The following is a 22,644-nucleotide window of genomic DNA, read 5'->3' on the forward strand; positions in this document are numbered from 1 at the left end:
CATCTTTCTTTGTAGTACGTTTCAATTTATAATAGCAAATGGAAGGAGAGTGCTTATGTCATTAACAAATGAACAACAAGAGCGATTTCAAATTTTGCTCCAGCAGTTGCAAATACCAGAAGACCTTATAAATCAATATTTACAGGGCGGTGGTATTGAAAAGCTAGTTATTGATAAAGCGAATAAAGGTTGGCATTTTGACTTACAAGTGCCACGTATTTTGCCGACAGAATTATATGAATTGCTAGAAGTGAAGCTTAAGCAATCATTTTCTCATATTGCAAGAACAACATTTGCATTACAAGCAGAGAATAAACAATTTACAGAAGAAGAAGTGAAGGCATATTGGCCGCTTTGTATGGAGCGAATTACATTTTCACCTATGTTTGCTTACTTAAAGAAGCAACTACCTCAGGTAAATGGAGTGAAGTTGTTAATAAATGTGAATAACGAGTTAGAATCTACTGCTTTAAAGAAAAATGTTACGAAACCAGTAGGTGATCAATACGAAGCTTTTGGATTCCCACGTTTTCAGTTAGACACACATATAAAGCAAAATGCAGAAGAAATGCAAAAGTTTCGTGAGCAAACTCAGCAAGAAGACCGTGAGCGTGTAATACAAGCTATGGAAGAAATGGCGAAGAAGCAAGCTGAAGAAAGTAGCGTTGTGCATGAAGGACCGGTTGTACTCGGATATCTTATTAAGCCAGATGAAGAGATTACACCGATGCGAGAAATTCAAGATGAAGAACGAAGAAAAACGGTTCAAGGGTATGTATTCCATGTAGAAACAAAAGAGCTTCGTAGTGGGCGTACGTTATTAACTTTAAAAATAACGGACTATACGGATTCTATTATGATCAAAATGTTTTCGCGTGACAAAGAAGATATTCCAATGCTGCAATCCTTGAGAAAAGGAATGTGGGTGAAAGCACGTGGTTCTGTTCAAAATGATACATTTGTTCGAGATTTAGTAATGATTGCAAACGATATTAATGAAATAACAGGACCATCTCGTAAAGATAAGGCGCCAGAAGGTGAAAAACGTGTAGAGCTTCACCTTCATACCCCAATGAGTCAAATGGACGCTGTTACGCCTGTCTCTAGGCTTGTTGCTCAAGCTGGTAAATGGGGACATGAGGCTATTGCAGTTACAGACCATGCTGTTGCTCAGTCTTTCCCAGAAGCATACTCTGCGGGTAAAAAGGCTGGGGTTAAAGTTATATACGGTGTAGAGGCAAATTTAGTTAATGATGGTGTACCGATCGCATATAACGAAGCGCATCGTTTACTTGCAGAGGAAACGTATGTTGTTTTCGACGTTGAGACGACAGGTTTATCAGCTGTATACGATACAGTCATTGAGTTAGCTGCCGTAAAGATAAAAGGTGGCGAAATCATTGATCGTTTTGAATCTTTCGCAAATCCGCATCAACCATTATCTGCGACGATTATTGAATTAACAGGTATTACAGATGATATGTTAACTGATGCACCAGAAGTGGACGAAGTGTTTAAAAAGTTTGAGGAATGGATGGGTGACCATACACTTGTTGCTCATAACGCAAGCTTTGATATGGGCTTTATTAACGTAGGTTTTAAAAAGGCAGGGCTAGCAAAAACGAATAACCCTGTTATTGATACGTTAGAACTTGCGCGGTTCTTATTCCCGGAAATGAAAAACCATCGATTAAATACGATGTGTAAAAAGCTTGATATTGAATTAACGCAACATCACCGTGCGATTTATGATACTGAAGCAACGGGATACTTACTTGTGAAAATGCTAAAAGATGTAATTGAAAAGGGATTTGAATATCATGATCAATTAAATGATAGTATGGGACAAGGGGATGCGTATAAACGTGGGCGTCCAAGTCATATGACATTACTTGCTACATCAGATGTTGGATTGAAAAATTTATATAAACTTGTTTCATATTCTCACCTGAATTATTTTTACCGTGTGCCACGTGTACCAAGGTCACTATTAAAAAAATATCGTGAAGGAATTTTAGTAGGAACGGCTTGTGATAAAGGTGAAGTGTTTGAGGCAATGATGCAAAAAGCACCTGAAGAAGTAGAAGAAATTGCGCAATTCTATGATTACATTGAAGTAATGCCTCCAGAGGTGTTACGTCATTTAGTAGAACGTGAACTTGTTCGAGATGAAGGACAATTAAAAACAATTATTTCTAACTTAGTAAAACTAGGTGAGACGTTAGATAAACCGGTTGTCGCTACAGGGAACGTGCATTATTTAGATCAAGAGGATGCTATGTATCGTAAAATTTTAGTGAGTTCGCAGGGCGGAGCAAATCCGTTAAATCGACATTCATTACCGCCGGTACATTTCCGTACAACAGATGAGATGTTAGAGTGTTTTTCATTTTTAGGTGAAGACAAAGCGAAAGAAATTGTAGTAACGAATACACAAAAGGTTGCGTCATTAATTGGTGATGTTCATCCAGTAAAAGATGATTTATACACACCGAAAATTGAAGGTGCTGATGATGAAACGCGTGATATGAGTTATAAAATGGCGCGTAGCATTTATGGGGAAGAGCTACCAGAAATCGTAGAAGCCCGATTGGAAAAAGAATTAAAAAGTATTATCGGACATGGATTTGCTGTAATTTATTTAATTTCACATAAGCTGGTGAAAAAATCGTTAGTAGACGGATATTTAGTAGGTTCGCGTGGATCTGTAGGTTCATCATTCGTTGCAACGATGATGGAAATTACAGAAGTAAATCCATTACCACCACATTATGTATGTCCGAAGTGTAAGCAATCAGAATTCTTTAATGACGGCTCGGTAGGTTCTGGTTTTGATTTACCAGATAAAGAATGTCCAACATGTAATGTTTCATATGTAAAAGATGGACATGATATTCCGTTCGAAACGTTCCTTGGATTTAAAGGAGATAAGGTACCCGATATCGATTTGAACTTCTCCGGCGAATACCAACCACGTGCCCATAACTATACGAAAATACTGTTCGGTGAAGATTATGTATATCGTGCAGGAACGATTGGTACAGTTGCAGAAAAAACGGCTTATGGATATGTAAAAGGTTATGCAAATGATCATAATTTAACGATACGAAATGCAGAAATTGACCGCTTAGTAGCAGGGTGTACCGGTGTAAAACGTACAACTGGACAGCATCCAGGTGGTATTATCGTTGTGCCAGATTACATGGACATCTTTGATTTCTCACCAATACAGTATCCGGCAGATTCAATAGGGGCTGAGTGGAGAACGACACACTTTGATTTCCACTCAATTCATGATAATTTATTGAAACTTGATATACTAGGACACGATGATCCGACAGTTATTCGTATGTTACAAGATTTAAGTGGTATTGATCCGAAAACAATCCCAACAGATGATCCGGAAGTAATGAAGATTTTCTCAGGTCCGGAGTCATTAGGAGTAACGGAAGAACAAATTAACTGTAAAACAGGTACACTTGGTATACCGGAATTCGGTACGAAATTCGTAAGACAAATGTTAGAAGAGACAAAACCAACGACATTCTCAGAGTTAGTCCAAATCTCTGGACTATCACATGGTACGGACGTATGGCTCGGTAATGCAAACGAGTTAATTTATAACGGTACATGTACGCTGAGTGAAGTTATCGGTTGTCGTGATGACATCATGGTATATTTAATCTATCAAGGTTTAGATCCATCATTAGCCTTCAAAATTATGGAGTCGGTTCGTAAAGGTAAAGGTGTACCGGAAGAATGGGAAGAGGACATGAAAAGTAATAATGTACCAGGTTGGTATATTGATTCATGTAAGAAGATTAAATACATGTTCCCTAAAGCCCATGCGGCAGCTTACGTACTTATGGCTGTACGTATCGCATATTTTAAAGTACATTTTGCACTTTTATTCTATGCGGCATACTTTACGGTTCGTGCAGATGACTTTGATGTAGAGGCGATGGCAAAAGGTTCAGCATCTATACGTGTAAAGATTGATGAAATTGCGCAAAAAGGATTAGATGCAGCGCCGAAAGAGAAGAGTTTATTAACGGTACTAGAAATGACACTTGAAATGTGTGAGCGTGGATACTCATTCCAAAAGGTTGATTTATATCGCTCGCATGCAACAGAATTCATTATTGATGGAGACTCATTAATTCCTCCATTTAATGCGGTGCCTGGTCTTGGTACAAACGCAGCTTTAAGTATCGTAGAAGCTCGTAAAAATGGAGATTTCTTATCAAAAGAAGATTTACAGCAGCGCAGTAAGGTTTCTAAAACGATTATTGAGTATTTAGATAGTCAAGGTTGCTTAGGTGATCTACCTGATCAAAACCAATTATCACTGTTCTAGCAGGTAGGAAAAGTCTTTGCAAATCAGTATTTGCTATGGTATACTATTAACCGAGATAACCATGTCATGTATATTGTGTGAAAAAAAGAGTGGGGAAACCCACTCTTTCGTGTTACTATCTACGTTTTATTGATGTAGAGAGGTAAGAAATTTCTGTCGTATATACATATTTTGTTACAAGTTTTACTTCTTAAATTTGGTAATACTAAGACAGATATTCCCTGCTTAACGGCAGGGGCTTTTGTTAGCTAACGAGAAAGAATAAGATAGACCGTTTTTATGGACGGAATCTTTTCTTGTAAATGGTACATGGCGGCAGGAAGGAGGCTGTTTATGGATAAGAAAGTCACAGAAGTTGTAGAAGCATTTGCGCAGCCGATCGTTGAAGAGTTAAATCTTGAACTTGTAGATGTAGAGTATGTGAAAGAAGGACAGGACTGGTTCTTACGCGTATTCATCGATTCTGAAAAGGGAGTCGACATTGAAGAATGCGGTGCGGTAAGTGAACGTTTAAGCGAAGCTTTAGATAAAGAGGATCCAATTCCTCATCTTTACTTTTTGGATGTATCATCTCCTGGAGCAGAACGCCCATTAAAGAAAGAGAAAGACTTCCAGCAAGCGGTAGGAAAACAAGTGGCAATTAAAACATATGAGCCGATTGATGGTGAAAAAATGTTTGAAGGAAAGCTACTTTCCTACGATGGTACTACAATTACACTATTATTAACAATTAAAACACGTAAAAAAGAAATCCAAATTCCAATGGATAAAGTTGCAAATGCGCGACTTGCTGTTACGTTTTAGTTAGAAGGGGGATCTTCATGAGCACTGAGTTGTTAGATGCCTTGCTCGTATTAGAGTCAGAAAAAGGAATTAGCAAAGATATTATTATTGATGCGATTGAAGCAGCATTAATCTCTGCTTATAAACGCAATTTTAACCAAGCACAAAACGTTCGTGTGAGCTTTAACCCAGAAGTGGGAACAATTCAAGTTTTAGCACGTAAAGACGTTGTTGATAATGTGTTTGATCCACGTCTTGAAATTTCTGTTGAAGAAGCAAGACAAATTAATCCAAACTATCAAGATGGTGACGTACTAGAAATTGAAGTAACACCAAAAGATTTCGGTCGCATTGCAGCACAAACTGCAAAACAGGTTGTAACACAACGAGTGCGTGAAGCAGAGCGTGGTGTTATTTACTCTGAGTTTAGTGACCGTGAAGAAGACATCATGGTTGGTATTGTACAACGTCAAGATGCTCGTTTCATCTATGTAAGCTTAGGGAAAGTAGAAGCTTTATTACCTGTAAGTGAGCAAATGCCAAACGAACAATACAAACCACATGATCGCATTCGCGTATTCATTACGAAAGTAGAAAAAACAACGAAGGGACCACAAATTTACGTATCACGTACACATCCTGGTCTTTTAAAACGTTTATTCGAAATGGAAGTTCCTGAGATTTATGATGGAACTGTTGAAATCCGTTCTGTGGCACGTGAAGCAGGCGATCGTTCTAAAATTTCTGTACATGCAGAGAACATTGATGTTGATCCAGTAGGCTCTTGTGTAGGACCGAAAGGACAACGTGTACAACGCATTGTAGATGAATTAAAAGGTGAAAAGATTGACATCGTTCGCTGGTCAAATGATCCAGTAGAATATGTTGCAAATGCTTTAAGCCCATCACAAGTTGTTAAAGTACTTGTAGATGAAGAAGAAAAAGCAACAACTGTTGTTGTTCCAGACCACCAACTTTCATTAGCTATCGGTAAGCGTGGACAAAACGCACGTCTTGCAGCTAAATTAACAGGTTGGAAAATTGATATTAAGAGTGAGTCTGATGCGAAACAACTAGGTATTGTAACAGAAGAAGATAGCGTAATCGCATTCGGATTCGATTCAGTTGAAGACGAAATCGAATAGAGGTGATGAGTATGAGCAATCGAAAAGTTCCGTTACGAAAATGTGTTGCAACGCAAGAAATGAAATCAAAACGAGAGCTCGTTCGCATTGTTCGTTCCAAAGAGGGAGAAGTGTCCATTGATTTAACTGGAAAGAAATCAGGACGAGGTGCTTATTTATCAAAAGATAAAGAAAGTATTCTTCAAGCTCAAAAGAAAAATGTTTTGGAACATCATCTAAAAGCGAAAATCGACGGTTCTCTATACGAAGAGCTTCTTGAGCTTGTTGAGAAGGAGTCGAAATAAGTGTCCGATTGGAAATCGTTTTTAGGACTAGCAAACCGGGCTCGGAAAATTATTTCGGGTGAAGAACTTGTTTTAAAAGAAGTACGAAGTGGCAAAGCAAAGCTTGTGTTGCTATCTGAAGATGCGTCAGTGAATACAACAAAACGCATGACGGATAAAACGACGTATTACAACGTACCAATGAGAAAGGTCGAAAATCGACAACAATTAGGGCATGCGATTGGGAGAGATGAGCGAGTCGTTGTAGCTGTGTTAGATGAAGGCTTTGCGAAAAAGCTGCGTAGCATGCTCGATACAAATTACCGGGGGTGAAGGTATGAGTAAAATTCGAGTGCATGAATATGCAAAACAACATAATATCTCAAGTAAAGATCTTATGACAAAACTAAAAGAAATGAATATCGAGGTTTCGAATCATATGACAATGTTAGACGATGAAGTAGTAAACAAATTAGATAATGAGTACCAAGAAGAAAAACCTTCTGTTGCAGATGAGTTTGAAGTAGAAGAGAAAGTTGTTCGCAGTAAAAAGAACAGTAATAAGAAGAAGAAAAAAGGCAAAGATAACGAAGACAAGCGTCAAGATAACTTTGCTGGAAGACAACAAACGCAAATTGTAGAAACACCAGATAAAATTACTTTCTCTGGAAGCCTTACAGTGGGTGAGCTTGCTAAAAAATTAAGCAAAGAGCCGTCTGAAATTATTAAGAAGCTCTTCATGCTAGGAATTATGGCAACAATTAACCAAGACTTAGATAAAGATACAATTGAGTTAATTGCTACTGATTACGGTATTGAAGTAGAAGAAGAAGTAGTTGTAAGTGAAACTGAATTCGAAACATTCATCGATGAGCAAGATGATGAAGAAAACTTAAAAGAGCGTCCAGCTGTTGTTACAATTATGGGACACGTTGACCATGGTAAAACAACTTTACTTGACTCTATTCGTAATTCAAAAGTAACTGCTGGCGAAGCTGGTGGGATTACTCAGCATATTGGTGCATACCAAGTTGAAGTAAACGATAAGAAAATTACATTCTTAGATACGCCTGGTCACGCAGCATTTACAACGATGCGTGCTCGTGGTGCACAAGTAACGGATATTACAATTCTTGTTGTTGCAGCTGATGACGGTGTTATGCCACAAACAGTGGAAGCAATTAGCCATGCGAAAGCAGCTGGAGTACCAATTATTGTTGCTGTGAATAAAATGGATAAACCAGCGGCAAATCCTGATCGCGTAATGCAAGAATTAACAGAATATGAATTGGTTCCAGAAGCATGGGGCGGAGACACAATTTTCGTACCAATCTCTGCAATTCAAGGCGAGGGAATTGACAACTTGCTAGAAATGATTCTTCTTGTGAGTGAAGTAGAAGAATATAAAGCAAATCCAAATCGCTATGCAACTGGTACTGTAATTGAAGCGCAGCTTGATAAAGGTAAAGGAACTATCGCGACATTACTTGTTCAAAACGGTACACTTCGAGTTGGAGATCCAATTGTTGTTGGAACATCATTCGGTCGTGTTCGTGCAATGGTAAGTGATATTGGTCGTCGAGTAAAAGTTGCTGGTCCATCAACTCCTGTTGAAATTACAGGTTTAAATGAAGTACCACAAGCGGGAGATCGTTTCATGGCATTCGCTGATGAGAAGAAAGCTCGTCAAATCGGTGAATCACGTGCACAAGAAGCGTTAGTTGCTCAACGTGGTGAAAAATCTAAATTAAGCCTTGAAGATTTATTCCAACAAATCCAAGAGGGCGATGTAAAAGAAATTAACTTAATTGTGAAAGCAGACGTACAAGGTTCTGTTGAAGCAATGGCTGCATCACTTCGTAAGATTGATGTTGAAGGCGTAAAAGTAAAAATCATTCACACTGGTGTAGGTGCGATTACAGAATCTGATATTATTTTAGCTTCTGCATCTAATGCAATTGTAATTGGATTTAACGTACGCCCTGATGTGAATGCGAAGCGTACAGCTGAATTAGAGAACGTTGATGTTCGTTTACACCGTATTATCTATAAAGTAATCGAAGAAATCGAATCAGCAATGCAAGGGATGCTGGATCCAGAATTCGAAGAAAAAGTAATCGGTCAAGCGGAAGTACGCCAAACGTTCAAAGTAACAAAAGTTGGAACAATCGCAGGTTGTTACGTAATAGATGGTAAAATCACACGTGATAGTGGCGTTCGTATTATCCGTGATGGCGTAGTAATCTTCGAAGGACAACTTGATACGTTAAAACGTTTCAAAGACGACGTAAAAGAAGTTGCACAAAACTATGAGTGTGGTATTACAATTGAGAGATATAATGATCTTAAAGAAGGGGACATCATTGAAGCATACATTATGGAAGAAGTGAAGCGATGATTATCGCTTCACTCTCATTCGAGTGTATGATTTACGATGTGCATTCTTTAAAAGAGAAACGAGCAATTTTGCAAAGGGTGCTCACTCGTGTGAAGCAGCGTTATAACGTAGCTGTTTCAGAAGTAGGGCATCAAGATGTATGGCAACGTACAGAAATTGCAATTGTTTCCGTATCCTCAAATCGTGTTATCTGTGAAAAAGAAATGAATCGTGTACTTGAGTACATTGATTCATTTCCTGAAATTGAACGTACGATAACACAATTGGAATGGTACTGAATGAGGTGAAGAGTTATGAAATTACGTGCAAACCGTGTAGGCGAGCAAATGAAAAAAGAATTAGGCGACATTATTAGTCGTAAAATTAAAGATCCACGTGTCGGATTTGTTACAGTAACAGATGTGCAAGTGAGTGGAGATTTACAAATCGCTAAAGTGTATATTTCTGTTTTAGGTGACGATGAACAGAAAGAAAGTACATTAAAAGGTTTAGCGAAGGCAAAAGGCTTCATTCGTTCAGAAATAGGCCAACGTATTCGTCTTCGTAAAACACCGGAAATTTCTTTCGAATTTGATGAGTCTATCGGATATGGTCATCGAATTGATACACTTTTACATGAAATTAATAAAGACGGTAAACGTGAAGAATAATGGATAGACATTTGTCTATCCATTTTTTCAATGAAAAATAAGTTTGGATAATTATTATGAAAGAATTATGATGAGGTGAACATATATGGAAGGTGTAGTATTATTACATAAGCCAAAAGGCATGACATCACATGATTGTGTATTTAAATTAAGAAAGATATTACGTGAGAAACGAATTGGTCATACGGGAACATTAGATCCAGATGTAACAGGGGTATTACCGATTTGTGTTGGACGAGCAACGAAGATTGCACAGTTTTTAACGAGTGAAACAAAAACATATGAAGGTGAAGTAACATTAGGATTTTCAACAACAACTGAAGATGCTTCTGGTGAAGTTGTGGAAACGACAAATGTCGATCGTAGTATTACTCGTAAGGAAGTAGAAGGAGTTCTCGCAGCATTAACAGGTACGATTGAACAAACGCCTCCAATGTTTTCAGCTGTAAAAGTTAACGGAAAAAAATTATATGAATATGCAAGAGCGGGACAAGAAGTTGAACGTCCAGTTCGTACCATTACAATTCATGAATTCGTATTACTTGATGACCGTGAAATGTTTGAAGGGGAAAACATTTCATTCCGTTTCCGTGTAACGTGTAGTAAAGGGACATATGTAAGAACGCTAGCAGTAATGATTGGTGAAAAACTAGGTTTTCCATCACACATGTCCCATCTTGTAAGAACGGCATCTGGTGAATTTTTACTAGAAGATTGCATATCATTTGAAGAAATTGAAGAAAACGTGCAAAATGGAACAGTAGAGTCTATCTTCATTTCAATTGATGAAGCGTTAAGTAAATTCCCAAAAATGGTTGTAGATGAAAAGCAAGCAGAAAAAATAAAAAATGGTATGTTCTTAAAGAATGAATTAGAAATAACAGCACCATTCATTACAGTATTTGATAAAAATGACCGTTGCTTAGCAATTTATGAGCATCATCCAAAACACCCTGGTATGCTAAAGCCAATGAAAGTACTTGTGAATAATCAAGAACTAAAGCTATAATGAATTATTGGAAGGATTATTACAGAAAAAGGTGAATTCAAGCGTGAAACTTATTCATTTAACTCATCCACATGAACAAAATAAATTAGAATTACCACCTACTGTAATGGCATTAGGATTTTTTGATGGCATTCATTTAGGGCATCAGTGTGTGATTCGAACTGCGAAACAAATAGCGGATGAACGCGGATATAAAAGTGCAGTTATGACATTTCATCCCCATCCATCTGTTATTTTAGGGAAAAAGGAAGCGCATGTGGAGTATATTACACCGATGCGTGATAAAGAAAAAATAGTCGAAAACTTAGGAATCGATATATTATATGTTATTAAATTTGATGAATCGTTTGCAGGTTTATTGCCACAGCAATTTGTAGATGATTATATTATTGGTTTAAATGTAAAGCATGTAGTAGCAGGGTTTGATTATTCATATGGACGTTTAGGAAAAGGGAAGATGGAGACTTTACCATTTCATGCAAGAGGGGAGTTTACACAAACTGTGATTGAAAAAGTTGAATTTCAAGAAGAGAAGGTAAGTTCTACAGCATTACGAAAGTTAATTCGAAATGGTGAAATGGAACAAATTCCATCTATTTTAGGTAGAGCCTATACAGTGGGAGGAACGGTTGTACATGGCGATAAACGTGGACGACAAATTGGTTTTCCAACCGCTAATGTAGGTTTAAGTGATGAGTATTTATTGCCACCTGTAGGTGTTTATGCAGTGAGATTAAAAGTTCACGATGAATGGTACGATGGTGTATGTAATATTGGATATAAACCAACTTTTAAAGAAAATGAGCGTCAATTATCTATTGAAGTACACTTATTTGAATTCAACAAAGACATATATGATCAAAGTGTTACAGTTGAGTGGCATATGCGTATAAGAGAAGAGAAGAAATTCAATGGTATTGATGAGCTAGTTGAACAAATCGCAAAAGATAAGAAAACAGCACAAGAATATTTTGCGAGTGAAAAGAATATACTTGCTTTTTCAAATGAAAAGTAGTATTCTATGTTATGTACTTTATGACAACCATTGCTTGGCATTGCGACTCACCGACGCTTGCTCGGTAATTGGGGGTTTAATTAATAGGAGGTGAAATAGGATGGCTTTAACACAAGAACGTAAAAATGAAATCATTGCACAATTTAGAACTCATGAGACTGATACTGGTTCTCCAGAGGTTCAAATTGCTGTCCTAACGGAGCAAATTAACACTCTAAACGAGCACTTACGTACTCACAAGAAAGATCATCATTCACGTCGTGGTCTATTAAAGATGGTTGGTAAACGTCGTAACTTACTAACTTACCTTCGTAATAGCGATATCACACGTTACCGTGAATTAATCACAAAGCTTGGCTTACGTCGATAGTCAAAGAAGCGGGAATATTCCCGCTTTTTTGTTAGGTAAAAATATATCTTCTACGCTTTATAGCTTACTTAATTTTCGGCAATACTAGAGGTAGAATATTGTGATATACTATCCATTTACATAGAAGAATTGAATACTTTAAATTGAGAGGGGTACTTAAATGAGTCAAGAAAAGCAAGTCTTCTCGATAGATTTAGCTGGTCGCCAGCTAACAGTTGAAACTGGTCAGCTTGCAAAACAAGCGAACGGGGCAGTATTAGTAAGATATGGCGATACAGCGGTTCTATCTACAGCAACTGCATCAAAAGAGGCTAAAAATGTAGATTTCTTCCCACTTACAGTAAACTATGAAGAGCGTTTATATGCAGTCGGAAAAATTCCAGGCGGTTTTATTAAACGTGAAGGTCGTCCAAGTGAAAAAGCAATTTTGGCAAGTCGTTTAATCGACCGTCCAATTCGTCCGCTTTTCGCAGATGGTTTCCGTAACGAAGTACAAGTTGTCAGCATTGTAATGAGTGTTGATCAAGATTGTTCTTCTGAAATGGCAGCTATGCTTGGTTCTTCATTAGCGTTATCGATTTCAGATATTCCATTTGAAGGCCCAATCGCTGGTGCAACAGTTGGTCGTATTAATGGCGAATTCGTTATTAATCCAACAGTAGAACAGCAAGAACAAAGTGATATTCACCTTGTTGTAGCTGGTACAAAAGACGCAATTAACATGGTTGAAGCAGGAGCAGATCAAGTACCTGAGGAAACAATGTTAGAAGCAATTATGTTTGGACATGAAGAAATTAAACGTCTAATTGCATTCCAAGAAGAGATTGTACAAGCTGTAGGTAAAGCGAAATTAGAAATAAAACTATATGAAGTTGATGCTGATCTTAACCAAGCTGTACGTGAGATGGCTGAGAAGGATATGCATTCTGCAATTCAAGTACATGAGAAACATGCACGTGAAGATGCAATCAACGTAGTGAAAAAGCGTGTAATTGAGCATTACGAAGCTGAGGAAGCTGACGCTGACACATTAGGACAAGTAAATGAGATTTTATATAAAATTGTAAAAGAAGAAGTACGTCGTCTTATTACAGTTGAAAAAATCCGCCCAGATGGCCGTAAAGGTGATGAAATTCGTCCTTTAGCATCAGAGGTTGGTATTTTATCTCGTACACACGGTTCTGGTTTATTCACACGTGGACAAACACAAGCATTAAGTATTTGTACATTAGGCGCTTTAGGCGATGTGCAAATTTTAGATGGTCTTGGTGTAGAAGAATCAAAAAGATTCATGCACCATTACAATTTCCCATCGTTTAGTGTTGGTGAAACAAGACCGATGCGTGGACCAGGTCGTCGTGAAATTGGTCACGGTGCACTAGGAGAACGTGCTCTTGAGCCTGTAATTCCATCTGAAAAAGATTTCCCATATACAGTACGTCTTGTATCTGAAGTGTTAGAATCAAATGGTTCTACTTCACAGGCAAGTATTTGTGGTAGTACTTTAGCAATGATGGATGCTGGTGTTCCACTTAAAGCCCCAGTTGCTGGTATTGCAATGGGTCTAGTTAAATCTGGTGAGCATTACACAATTTTATCTGATATTCAAGGTATGGAAGATCATTTAGGTGATATGGACTTTAAAGTAGCAGGTACAGCACAAGGTGTAACTGCACTGCAAATGGACATTAAAATCGATGGTTTATCTCGTGAAATTTTAGAAGAGGCATTACAACAAGCAAAAGTTGGTCGTGTGCACATTCTAAATCATATGCTATCTGTTATTGCAGAGCCACGTACTGAATTATCAGCTTACGCTCCAAAGATTATTACAATGACAATTAACCCAGATAAAATCCGTGACGTTATTGGACCGAGCGGTAAACAAATTAATAAAATTATTGAAGAAACTGGAGTTAAAATTGACATCGAGCAAGATGGTACAGTATTTATTTCTTCAATAAATCAAGAAATGAATGACAAAGCTAAGAAAATTATCGAAGATATCGTTCGCGAAGTACAAGTAGGTGAAATCTACGAAGGAAAAGTGAAACGTGTTGAGAAATTCGGTGCTTTCGTTGAATTATTCAGCGGTAAAGATGGATTAGTTCACATTTCTGAACTTGCACTTGAGCGTGTAGGTAAAGTAGAAGACGTTGTGAAAATCGGTGATGTAATTACAGTTAAAGTTATCGAGATTGACAAGCAAGGTCGCGTAAATCTATCTAGAAAAGTATTGCTAAAAGAAGAGCAAGAAAAAGAAGCTGCTAAAGAAGAAAACAAACAAGAGCAGCAATAAGTAAAAGCCAGTTCAACTGGCTTTTTTGTTATGTAAAAAACATGATGTACACATATTTTTATGTCAGTATAGGTATAGTTTTCATTATAACGCTCAAATTAACAAAGATAAGAAGAAAAATATTTTTTATTTAGTTAATGGGAGGGTTTATATGAAAGTTCGTATATTGGCATACATATGTGTATTTTTTTTATATGTCAGTTTAGGCTCTTATTCCGTTTTTGCACAGGATAACTTGTATGAAGAAATTCAAAAACATGCAAAACAATATGAGATTGCACCTCAAAATGCGATCATTGATAAGATATGGAAAGCAACACCTGGATATAATGGAAGACAAGTCGATATTGAAGCATCCTATAACAATATGAAGAAGCTAAAGAAATTTGATCAAAAACATCTTGAATTCAAGGAAGTATCACCGAGTGTCCATTTAGCAGATTTATCACCAGCCCCAATTTACAGGGGACATCCAAATAAAAAGATGGTTGGATTAACAATAAATGTGGCATGGGGAAATGAGTATTTGCCTCGTATATTAGAGATATTGAAAAAACATGATGTGAAGGCAACTTTCTTTTTGGAAGGACGTTGGGTGAAAGAAAATTTACGATTTGCAAAAATGATTGTCGATGCAAATCAAGAAGTTGGAAATCACTCTTACACACATCCTAATATGAAAACATTATCGTCTGATGAAATACGAGAACAGTTACAAAAAACAAATCGAATGATAGAAGCAGCCACGAATCAAAAAGTAAGATGGTTTGCCCCGCCTAGTGGAAGTTTTCGAGATGAAGTCGTACAAATTGCAGATGATTTCCAAATGGGAACGATTATGTGGACAGTAGATACAATTGATTGGAAGCGACCAGAGCCAGACGTATTATTGCAGAGAGTAATGAGAAAAATACATTCAGGTGCCATTGTATTAATGCACCCTACTTCATCTACAGCAGAAGCATTAGATACAATGATTACAAAATTGAAGGAACAAGGATATAGAGTGGGGAATATAACAGAATTACTGGATGAAAAACGTGTGGATTAAATACATTTGCATGACATTCATCCTTAAACTTGTTATCATTAAATAATAGCGTTAATTTAGAGAAACTGGTAGTAGGAGGAAAGTTTTTGATTAAAAAATATACTTGTAAAAATGGTGTAAGAATAGTTATGGAGAACATACCAACTGTAAGATCGGTTGCGATTGGTATTTGGATCCATGCAGGATCAAGAAATGAAAATGAAAAAAATAACGGGATTTCCCACTTTTTAGAGCATATGTTCTTTAAAGGGACGGAAACACGTAGTGCGCGCGAAATTGCGGAATCATTTGATAGCATTGGTGGGCAAGTAAATGCTTTTACTTCAAAAGAATATACATGTTACTATGCAAAAGTGTTAGATGAGCATGCTAAATATGCTTTAGATGTTTTAGCAGATATGTTCTTTAATTCAACATTTGATGAGGAAGAACTGAAAAAAGAGAAGAATGTCGTATGTGAAGAAATTAAAATGTACGAAGACGCTCCAGATGATATTGTGCATGATATGTTAACGAAAGCGACATATGAAACGCATCCGCTTGGATATCCTATTTTAGGAACAGAAGAAACGCTTGATACGTTTACAGGTGATACACTACGTCAATATATAAAAGATCATTATACACCTGAAAATGTAGTTGTTTCAGTTGCAGGAAATATTGATGAAGCATTTTTACAAACAGTAGAGCAATATTTCGGTAGTTATGAAGGAACAACAAACCGTGAACAAGTACATAGCCCAATTTTCCATTTTAATAAGGTAGCACGTAAAAAAGAAACAGAACAAGCTCATTTATGTTTAGGATATAAAGGCTTACAAATGGGACACGAAGATATTTATAACTTAATCGTATTAAATAACGTTTTAGGCGGTAGTATGAGTAGCCGTTTATTCCAAGAAGTACGTGAGCAACGTGGGTTAGCTTACTCGGTATTTTCTTACCACTCTTCTTATGAAGATACAGGTATGTTAACACTGTACGGTGGAACAGGTAGCCAACAATTAGATACACTGTATGAAACGATGCAAGAAACACTAGAAACATTGAAAAATACAGGTATTACAGAAAAAGAGCTTATGAATAGTAAAGAGCAATTAAAAGGAAACTTAATGTTAAGTTTAGAAAGTACGAATAGTCGTATGAGCCGTAACGGTAAAAATGAATTGCTGCTTCGTAAGCATCGTTCACTTGATGAGATTATTGAAAGTGTAAACACTGTAACAAAACAAAATGTAGATGAGTTAATCCGCAATATGTTTACGGATGAATTCTCTGCTGCACTTATTAGTCCAGATGGAAAACTTCCAAAAGGAATAAAACTATAATTGATTTTTGTGATGTACTCGAAAATAACCGTATCTCTTTTAAATGAGATACGGTTATTTTTTTTAGACATACAGAATAGGTACTAATAATGGATAACTTAAATTGAAAATTCGGTAGGGGGAGAGTGTATGCGATTAAGTGAATTAAGTGGTAAAGAAATTGTAGATTTAGAAAGAGCGGAAAAAATGGGGATTTTAGGGCATCTAGATTTAGAAATTAATGAGAGCGATGGACAAATACAAGCGCTTATCATACCTGTTACAAAATGGGGAGGTTTTAAAAAAGGACAACAAGAGGTAAGGGTGGAATGGAGAGATGTTAAGAAAGTGGGGCATGACATGATACTTTGTGATATATCTGACCATTCAAATTCGGAGTGAAAGATGGCCATTTCGGCCGTCTTTTTTTTGTATATATAAAGCTGATAAATCATATGTGCTTTTTGTTTTTCAATCACCTCAAACTCGTACATTACATATGATGTGGAGGAAAAAGAAAAAGTAGGCACTTTTCTTATAAATGACAGAAAAAGAAGGTGAATTAGGGAATGTTGACTGAGATGCATATTGCTGTCATAGGAGGAGATGCAAGGCAGCTAGAAGTAATTCGTAAACTAGTTGAATTGGATGCGAAACTTTCATTGATAGGGTTTGATCAGTTGGATCATGGCTTCACAGGGGCAGCAAAAGAAAGTATACAAAATTTAGATTTTACTTCTGTAGATGCAATCATTTTGCCAGTTGCAGGTACAAATGCCAAAGGAGAAGTAGATACTATTTTTTCAAATGAAAAAGTTTCTATAACGAAAGAACAAATTGAAAATACACCAGAACACTTTACTATATATTCAGGTATTGGTACGCCTTACTTGGAAAATCTCGTATCTACTACAAACCGAAAACTTGTTAAATTATTTGATCGTGATGATGTGGCAATCTACAATTCTATTCCGACTGTAGAAGGCACATTAATGATGGTAATTCAACATACCGACTATACAATTCATGGGTCCAATGTAATGGTTTTAGGATTTGGTAGAACAGGGATGAGTGTTGCCAGAGCATTTCAATCATTAGGAGCCCACGTCAAAGTTGGAGCAAGACGATCGGAACATATTGCACGTATTACAGAGATGATGTTTTCTCCTTTTCATATGCAAAACATTGAGAAAGAAGTAGGAAATATGGATATTGTGATTAATACAATTCCACATCTCGTTGTGACAGCGAATGTTATTTCAAAAATGCCAGCTCATACGTTAGTAATTGATTTAGCTTCTAAACCAGGTGGTACCGACTTTAGATACGCAGAAAAAAGAGGAGTTAAAGCGCTATTAGCACCTGGATTGCCAGGGATTGTTGCTCCGAAAACAGCAGGACAAATTTTAGCGAACGTTCTTTCTCAGTTATTAGCAGAAGACGTAATAGCAAGAAAGGAGAATGGGGAATGAATTTAAAAGGGAAAAGAATTGGATTTGGGTTTACAGGTTCACATTGTACGTATGAAGAAGTGATGCCTCATTTAGAGAAATTAATTGCTGAGGGAGCAGAAGTACGTCCCGTTGTTTCTTACACTGTTCAATCAACAAATACGAGATTTGGTGAGGGAGCAGAGTGGATTAAAAAGATTGAAGAAACAACAGGATTTAAAGCAATTAATTCAATCGTTGGCGCAGAACCGCTAGGACCTAAAATTCCATTAGACTGTATGGTAATTGCACCACTAACAGGAAATTCGATGAGTAAATTTGCAAATGCAATGACAGATTCTCCAGTATTAATGGCAGCAAAAGCGACGCTGAGAAATGGTAAGCCTGTCGTATTGGCGGTTTCGACGAATGATGCTTTAGGGCTTAATGGAGTAAATCTAATTACACCAACAAGGTGACGACAAAGCATGAACGCTTATATGTCGCCATCTTGAGGGAGCTTAGGGTAAAGCACAAGTTCGAAATCATCAAGCCTTTGCCACTTTTCCTTTTTATAAACAGCCTTTTCTAAGACCGACTTTAGGAGGCTGTTTTTCTTTTTGGGATCATCTGTTTTAAAGTACAGATCAAGAACATGCTCCACTTGAGGTATTGTATCTTTCTTCACTTTTTCCTTCTTAATTTCTATTTTAATTTCTTTCTTTAAGTTTTCCATCGTGGAAGTAATTTCAGTAATGCGATCAGAAACTACATTCGAACGTTCTAAAAACATATCGACTGTGTAAACACCACGCTCTAATAAATCATGTAAATTATTTTTTTGTTTTTGGACATCCACTAATTCTTTTTTAAGCTTACGTAATGCAGCTTCATTCATTTGAATAACTTGTGTTTCTTTTAATTTGTCATCTTGCTTATGTTTTTCAAAATCAGCTTTATAATTGATGTACCATTCTTTTAATGCCTCGAGTAAACGTTTCTCAATTAATTCCGTATAGCTTGATTTGTTTTCGCAACCGCGATGCTTACAATCCATCGTTTCTTTTCGGTTCTTCGGATAACGTTGGACCATACTATAACCACATTTACTACATTTAATAATACCAGCTAGTGGATTTTTAATTCCATTCGTATTGTAAGGAACGTGATACCTTGAATTTAATTTTTCTTGTACTTGTTCAAACAAGCTTTCGGGTATGATAGGCTCATGTTTTCCATCAGCGATAATCCAATCTGATTTATCTTGTCTTGCACAGCTACGTTTTACAGCATCAGGACGTTTTACTTCTTTTCGTTTTTGCCACGTTACTTTTCCGATGTACACATTGTTTTTTAATATATCCAAGATGCTATAAGGATTCCATTCATTACCTAACTTACTTTTGTAGCCAAGATCATTTAACTTGCTTCTAATTGCATTCGCACCCATATCCTCATTTGCGTACCAATCAAATATCATTCTTACAACAGAGGCTTCTTCTGAATTAATTGTTAAAGTACGTTCTCGTTTATTTAAACGGTGTATATCATATCCGAATGGTGCATGTGTACCAAGGTAATTACCAGCCTCTACACTAGCAACACGACCTCGTTGCATACGACGTGTAATAATCTTTAATTCTTTACGTGCCATAAATGCTTCAAATTCGCTATATTCTTCATCCCACTCATCATTAAGGTCATAAGTCTTCCTAGGCGTCATAATCTTCGTATTCGAGCGTTTAAACGTCTCTAAAATGATTCCTTGCTCTTTCATACCACCACGACCTAAACGGTCCATATCCATGCAAAGAACAACATCATATTTATTATCTTCAATTTCCTCAAGCAGAGCTAACATCTCAGGGCGTTTCACTAAGCTCTCACCAGAAACAATTTCCTCACGGACAGCTAAAACATTTAAGTTCATTTCCTTGGCAATTTTCAGCAGGGTAGTGCGGTGTTTTGCTAATGTTTCGCCTTCGCCGCGTGCCTCGGCTTCGAGGTCAGCACGGGATTTACGTAGGTAGATTGCGGTTTTCATAGCGGGAAAACCTCCTTTGTATTATTAATTATATAAAAAATCATAAGAATAAATATATATTTTTTGAGTTCGGAGTAAAACGTACGTTCGTTTTTTATGTGGAAATAAAAGGCGTGAGGATATCAGCCTTTTATTTTGGCATATATTAGTGATATTAGATAAGGAAAGGTTTTTTAAGGGAAATATTATTGTATAGTAACAAATTTCATAAAGAACGCCTTACGTTTTGCCTTATCATACACGTATGGATCGTTAAACTTTTTGACCCAAGATTTGTCTTCAACTTTTAAATCTTCAATTTTAAAGCCTAAGTATGTATTTAAAGATTTTCTATCTAAGTTGATACTGTATGTTTTGCCCTCAAATGGAACAGCCATTTTTACAGCATCTAAATCTGGAAATTGTCTTAGTAATCTTGCAGGCTCACTTACAAGCATTTTTTCAATAGCATCTCCAGTTGAAAAATATTCTTTATATAGTTTTTCGGGTACACCATTAGGTTTTGCAGAATTATAAGATGCAAAAGAATCATAGTATGTAATTTCTGCTTCTTTTGCATTCAATTTAATATCTTTAATAAAAGTACCGCCCTTAATGTTTTGAGCATAAGCAACAAAAGTATCTTCATTGATTTCTACCTGTTTTGGTTGTTCTTGTTGTGTTGTTTCTTTTTTCTTTGTTTCAGTATCTTTATTGTTTGCAGTTGTTTTTACATTTTCAGTAGAAGTTGCTTCCTTCTTTTCCTGTGGCTTGTAAGTTGAAACTGCTACAATAAGAAAAATGATAGCTAAAATAGAGGCAATACCAGCGAATTTGAAAAACTTTTTGGCATTTTGTTTTTTTCTAATAAGAAAAACAAATGATGTGACTAGTAAAACTAATGCAGCTAAAATTGTTAATAAGCATAATGTTGAAAATAGAGCGTTCATTTTTAGTTCTCCTATTCTTAATTTATGTATTTGATTATTTTAATGTATTAAATGATTTTAAGCGAGAAAAATTTCCTGGAATTCCATAAATTTCTGCTATTTCTCGAATTGAGAGGGTAGTATTTTGATGTTCAGAAACCAATTCATCAGAGAGTAGGAGTTCGACTGCAAATGTATTTGCTTCAATTTCTAATCGATCTACAGAAAATAGAGTTTTATTTCTTAAAAATGGAGTATTTGCTTTGGGGTGTAATAGAGCATGCCCTAATTCATGAGCACACACAAAGCGTTGGGTATTTTCGTCAATTTGATTATTAATATGAATGAATTTAAAACGTTTATATGTGTTGTAAAAACCAAGAGTATTCCCAAGGTCTTCAAACAACACTATAATATTTTTTCGTCTAGCAATTTCAAATGGATTTGTTGTTTCGTGTTTTTCTACGATTTTGAGTGCGTATTCTTTAATGTCCATTTCGTGCTCCATTCAATCTTTTTTGTACTTGTTTGGAGTGAATTTTTGTTTTGCTAGTTGTTTTGCCATTCGCATTGAGTTCTCAAGAGAGATGCGAATCATTTCTTTTGTATGTTCATCAATGGGTTCTCCATCGAACATAAGAGCATCCTCACTATTCTCTAGGTCTTCTAAAGTTTTTTCTAAATCACGTGCAATATCACGTTCTTCTTTGGAAGATAGGGATATTTGGCTTGTTTTATTTAGATAACCAATCTCTTCTAATAATTCATTTTTACTTTTTTTCATCGCTTTAGCAATCTTTTCAATCATTAATAAAGTAGGTTCTACAGGCTTCCCGCTTCGGGGATCTACTCCTTTTTCAAGCTTATTTATATACGAGTGGCTAACATCACAAAGTGTAGCGAAGTCTCTTTGTGAGAGTTTATTTTTTAAACGATAATCTGAAATGGCTTTTCCGAGTGTATTCATATGTACACCTCCTAATATAATATTGTAAACAATAGTTTACAGTAAATCCATAAAGTTTTTGCATTCCATGGTTGACAGTTTTGCGCACTTTGGTTTACAATTAACTCATGAATAAAATCGAGGTGGTGATTGAATGAATCTTTTAGCCCAGACTAGAAAGAATATTGGGATGTCCCAAGAAAAATTAGCAAAAGAAGTTAAGATATCAAGACAATATTTATCAGAGATTGAAAATGAAAAAAAACAACCAAGTGTTATTATTGCAATCAAAATTGCTAAAGTGCTAAATATTAAGGTAGAAGATATTTTTTTTGAATGTGTGTAAACCATAGTGCGCAATAGACTGGGAGAGGGTGAGAAAATGCCATCAACTAATATGGCAGTACCAACAGATCCGTCGCATAAACATATAAAAAGCACTTCAAGAGGTGACACCATGAGCCAACAAGAAGAATATGCGGCGACTTATGAATTTGGAAAAACGAAAGTCCATGTTGTGGCTCCTGAGCCAAAATCACAAAAGGATATTGATAAAATCCGTCAAGCATATTATAAGGCTGGTTGGGCCATCATCAAAGAAATACAAGTGAAAGAAAACATTGAGGAATAGTTCCTCTCTTTTTACATGAAAAATAGACAAGTTACATA

Annotated in this window: 22 protein-coding genes and 1 pseudogene; 19 read left to right on the forward strand and 4 right to left on the reverse strand. The window is 36.4% G+C overall.

Annotated features, from left to right (window positions below):
* The first annotated feature begins 55 nt into the window (after nucleotides 1–55).
* From ACS2MN_RS19225 to dpaB, 17 genes and pseudogenes are all read left to right on the forward strand, one after another.
* Nucleotides 56–4,357 (forward strand): PolC-type DNA polymerase III, encoded by a 4,302-nt coding sequence (locus tag ACS2MN_RS19225; protein ID WP_087969808.1) that lies wholly within the window; start codon nucleotides 56–58, stop codon nucleotides 4,355–4,357.
* 333 nt (nucleotides 4,358–4,690) lie between these two features.
* Nucleotides 4,691–5,161: a ribosome maturation factor RimP gene (rimP, locus tag ACS2MN_RS19230; RefSeq protein ID WP_000359095.1), complete on the forward strand. Its 471-nt coding sequence runs from the start codon at nucleotides 4,691–4,693 to the stop codon at nucleotides 5,159–5,161.
* A 17-nt stretch (nucleotides 5,162–5,178) separates the two neighbouring features.
* Nucleotides 5,179–6,285 carry a transcription termination factor NusA gene (gene nusA / locus ACS2MN_RS19235; RefSeq protein WP_000102596.1) on the forward strand — a complete coding sequence of 369 codons (1,107 nt, stop codon included), beginning with the start codon at nucleotides 5,179–5,181 and terminating at the stop codon, nucleotides 6,283–6,285.
* An 11-nt stretch (nucleotides 6,286–6,296) separates the two neighbouring features.
* A complete protein-coding gene (rnpM, locus tag ACS2MN_RS19240; RefSeq protein WP_000071127.1) occupies nucleotides 6,297–6,569 on the forward strand; it encodes an RNase P modulator RnpM in 273 nt (90 codons plus the stop codon).
* Nucleotides 6,570–6,881, forward strand: a complete 312-nt coding sequence (locus tag ACS2MN_RS19245; RefSeq protein ID WP_001286525.1) for a YlxQ family RNA-binding protein — start codon at nucleotides 6,570–6,572, stop codon at nucleotides 6,879–6,881.
* A gap of 4 nt (nucleotides 6,882–6,885) precedes the next feature.
* Nucleotides 6,886–8,946: a translation initiation factor IF-2 gene (infB, locus tag ACS2MN_RS19250; protein WP_000036352.1), complete on the forward strand. Its 2,061-nt coding sequence runs from the start codon at nucleotides 6,886–6,888 to the stop codon at nucleotides 8,944–8,946.
* Nucleotides 8,943–9,224 carry a DUF503 domain-containing protein gene (locus ACS2MN_RS19255; protein ID WP_000582364.1) on the forward strand — a complete coding sequence of 94 codons (282 nt, stop codon included), beginning with the start codon at nucleotides 8,943–8,945 and terminating at the stop codon, nucleotides 9,222–9,224. The genes infB and ACS2MN_RS19255 overlap by 4 nt, the downstream gene beginning before the upstream one ends.
* Before the next feature lie 15 nt (nucleotides 9,225–9,239).
* Complete coding sequence (rbfA, locus tag ACS2MN_RS19260; protein WP_000776439.1) at nucleotides 9,240–9,596, forward strand: 30S ribosome-binding factor RbfA; 357 nt, start codon at nucleotides 9,240–9,242, stop codon at nucleotides 9,594–9,596.
* 85 nt (nucleotides 9,597–9,681) lie between these two features.
* Complete coding sequence (gene truB / locus ACS2MN_RS19265) at nucleotides 9,682–10,605, forward strand: tRNA pseudouridine(55) synthase TruB (RefSeq protein ID WP_000399360.1); 924 nt, start codon at nucleotides 9,682–9,684, stop codon at nucleotides 10,603–10,605.
* Between the two features lie 43 nt (nucleotides 10,606–10,648).
* Nucleotides 10,649–11,620 carry a bifunctional riboflavin kinase/FAD synthetase gene (ribF, locus tag ACS2MN_RS19270; protein WP_000766713.1) on the forward strand — a complete coding sequence of 324 codons (972 nt, stop codon included), beginning with the start codon at nucleotides 10,649–10,651 and terminating at the stop codon, nucleotides 11,618–11,620.
* A gap of 100 nt (nucleotides 11,621–11,720) precedes the next feature.
* Nucleotides 11,721–11,990 carry a 30S ribosomal protein S15 gene (gene rpsO / locus ACS2MN_RS19275; protein ID WP_001229392.1) on the forward strand — a complete coding sequence of 90 codons (270 nt, stop codon included), beginning with the start codon at nucleotides 11,721–11,723 and terminating at the stop codon, nucleotides 11,988–11,990.
* Nucleotides 11,991–12,150: 160 nt separating this feature from the next.
* A complete protein-coding gene (gene pnp / locus ACS2MN_RS19280) occupies nucleotides 12,151–14,289 on the forward strand; it encodes a polyribonucleotide nucleotidyltransferase (RefSeq protein ID WP_000076756.1) in 2,139 nt (712 codons plus the stop codon).
* Nucleotides 14,290–14,440: 151 nt separating this feature from the next.
* Nucleotides 14,441–15,340, forward strand: coding sequence for a polysaccharide deacetylase family protein (locus ACS2MN_RS19285; RefSeq protein ID WP_000868234.1), 900 nt, complete (start codon nucleotides 14,441–14,443; stop codon nucleotides 15,338–15,340).
* 86 nt (nucleotides 15,341–15,426) lie between these two features.
* Entirely contained in the window at nucleotides 15,427–16,668 is a 1,242-nt protein-coding gene (locus tag ACS2MN_RS19290) for a M16 family metallopeptidase (RefSeq protein ID WP_000592990.1), read from the forward strand.
* Nucleotides 16,669–16,797: 129 nt separating this feature from the next.
* Nucleotides 16,798–17,049, forward strand: coding sequence for a YlmC/YmxH family sporulation protein (locus tag ACS2MN_RS19295; protein WP_001239739.1), 252 nt, complete (start codon nucleotides 16,798–16,800; stop codon nucleotides 17,047–17,049).
* Between the two features lie 167 nt (nucleotides 17,050–17,216).
* Nucleotides 17,217–18,119: a dipicolinic acid synthetase subunit A gene (dpaA, locus tag ACS2MN_RS19300; protein WP_000954741.1), complete on the forward strand. Its 903-nt coding sequence runs from the start codon at nucleotides 17,217–17,219 to the stop codon at nucleotides 18,117–18,119.
* Nucleotides 18,116–18,541: pseudogene (dpaB, locus tag ACS2MN_RS19305) on the forward strand (dipicolinate synthase subunit B); the annotation flags it as partial. The gene dpaA and the pseudogene dpaB, both read left to right, overlap by 4 nt.
* 32 nt (nucleotides 18,542–18,573) lie before the next feature.
* On the opposite strand, the gene ACS2MN_RS19310 reads toward dpaB, so the two are convergent.
* The 4 genes from ACS2MN_RS19310 to ACS2MN_RS19325 form a co-directional block, all read right to left on the reverse strand.
* Nucleotides 18,574–20,121, reverse strand: a complete 1,548-nt coding sequence (locus tag ACS2MN_RS19310) for a recombinase family protein (protein ID WP_346994740.1) — start codon at nucleotides 20,119–20,121, stop codon at nucleotides 18,574–18,576.
* A gap of 185 nt (nucleotides 20,122–20,306) precedes the next feature.
* On the reverse strand, nucleotides 20,307–21,050 hold the full coding sequence (locus ACS2MN_RS19315; RefSeq protein WP_224992986.1) for a hypothetical protein: 744 nt from the start codon (nucleotides 21,048–21,050) through the stop codon (nucleotides 20,307–20,309).
* A gap of 34 nt (nucleotides 21,051–21,084) precedes the next feature.
* Complete coding sequence (locus tag ACS2MN_RS19320) at nucleotides 21,085–21,525, reverse strand: ImmA/IrrE family metallo-endopeptidase (RefSeq protein ID WP_346994742.1); 441 nt, start codon at nucleotides 21,523–21,525, stop codon at nucleotides 21,085–21,087.
* Between the two features lie 12 nt (nucleotides 21,526–21,537).
* Complete coding sequence (locus ACS2MN_RS19325) at nucleotides 21,538–21,996, reverse strand: helix-turn-helix domain-containing protein (RefSeq protein WP_224992988.1); 459 nt, start codon at nucleotides 21,994–21,996, stop codon at nucleotides 21,538–21,540.
* Nucleotides 21,997–22,129: 133 nt separating this feature from the next.
* On the opposite strand from ACS2MN_RS19325, the gene ACS2MN_RS19330 reads away from it, so the two are divergent.
* Together ACS2MN_RS19330 and ACS2MN_RS19335 are read left to right on the forward strand one after the other, a co-directional pair.
* A complete protein-coding gene (locus ACS2MN_RS19330; RefSeq protein WP_064472687.1) occupies nucleotides 22,130–22,321 on the forward strand; it encodes a helix-turn-helix transcriptional regulator in 192 nt (63 codons plus the stop codon).
* Between the two features lie 36 nt (nucleotides 22,322–22,357).
* The gene (locus ACS2MN_RS19335; protein ID WP_078994015.1) at nucleotides 22,358–22,606 is read left to right on the forward strand and encodes a hypothetical protein; all 249 of its coding nucleotides are present in this window, start codon (nucleotides 22,358–22,360) and stop codon (nucleotides 22,604–22,606) included.
* The last annotated feature ends 38 nt before the right edge of the window (nucleotides 22,607–22,644 follow it).

This window comes from Bacillus cereus group sp. BceL062 (genome assembly GCF_051780025.1).
Classification (GTDB): Bacteria; Bacillota; Bacilli; order Bacillales; family Bacillaceae_G; genus Bacillus_A; species Bacillus_A toyonensis.

Coding starts and splice junctions, on each gene's coding strand:
- ACS2MN_RS19225 (WP_087969808.1), top strand. CDS start 56: ATGTCATTAACAAATGAACAACAAGAGCGATTTCAAATTTTGCTCCAG.
- rimP (WP_000359095.1), top strand. CDS start 4,691: ATGGATAAGAAAGTCACAGAAGTTGTAGAAGCATTTGCGCAGCCGATC.
- nusA (WP_000102596.1), top strand. CDS start 5,179: ATGAGCACTGAGTTGTTAGATGCCTTGCTCGTATTAGAGTCAGAAAAA.
- rnpM (WP_000071127.1), top strand. CDS start 6,297: ATGAGCAATCGAAAAGTTCCGTTACGAAAATGTGTTGCAACGCAAGAA.
- infB (WP_000036352.1), top strand. CDS start 6,886: ATGAGTAAAATTCGAGTGCATGAATATGCAAAACAACATAATATCTCA.
- ACS2MN_RS19255 (WP_000582364.1), top strand. CDS start 8,943: ATGATTATCGCTTCACTCTCATTCGAGTGTATGATTTACGATGTGCAT.
- rbfA (WP_000776439.1), top strand. CDS start 9,240: ATGAAATTACGTGCAAACCGTGTAGGCGAGCAAATGAAAAAAGAATTA.
- truB (WP_000399360.1), top strand. CDS start 9,682: ATGGAAGGTGTAGTATTATTACATAAGCCAAAAGGCATGACATCACAT.
- rpsO (WP_001229392.1), top strand. CDS start 11,721: ATGGCTTTAACACAAGAACGTAAAAATGAAATCATTGCACAATTTAGA.
- pnp (WP_000076756.1), top strand. CDS start 12,151: ATGAGTCAAGAAAAGCAAGTCTTCTCGATAGATTTAGCTGGTCGCCAG.
- ACS2MN_RS19285 (WP_000868234.1), top strand. CDS start 14,441: ATGAAAGTTCGTATATTGGCATACATATGTGTATTTTTTTTATATGTC.
- ACS2MN_RS19295 (WP_001239739.1), top strand. CDS start 16,798: ATGCGATTAAGTGAATTAAGTGGTAAAGAAATTGTAGATTTAGAAAGA.
- dpaA (WP_000954741.1), top strand. CDS start 17,217: ATGTTGACTGAGATGCATATTGCTGTCATAGGAGGAGATGCAAGGCAG.
- ACS2MN_RS19310 (WP_346994740.1), bottom strand. CDS start 20,121: ATGAAAACCGCAATCTACCTACGTAAATCCCGTGCTGACCTCGAAGCC.
- ACS2MN_RS19315 (WP_224992986.1), bottom strand. CDS start 21,050: ATGAACGCTCTATTTTCAACATTATGCTTATTAACAATTTTAGCTGCA.
- ACS2MN_RS19320 (WP_346994742.1), bottom strand. CDS start 21,525: ATGGACATTAAAGAATACGCACTCAAAATCGTAGAAAAACACGAAACA.
- ACS2MN_RS19325 (WP_224992988.1), bottom strand. CDS start 21,996: ATGAATACACTCGGAAAAGCCATTTCAGATTATCGTTTAAAAAATAAA.
- ACS2MN_RS19330 (WP_064472687.1), top strand. CDS start 22,130: ATGAATCTTTTAGCCCAGACTAGAAAGAATATTGGGATGTCCCAAGAA.
- ACS2MN_RS19335 (WP_078994015.1), top strand. CDS start 22,358: ATGCCATCAACTAATATGGCAGTACCAACAGATCCGTCGCATAAACAT.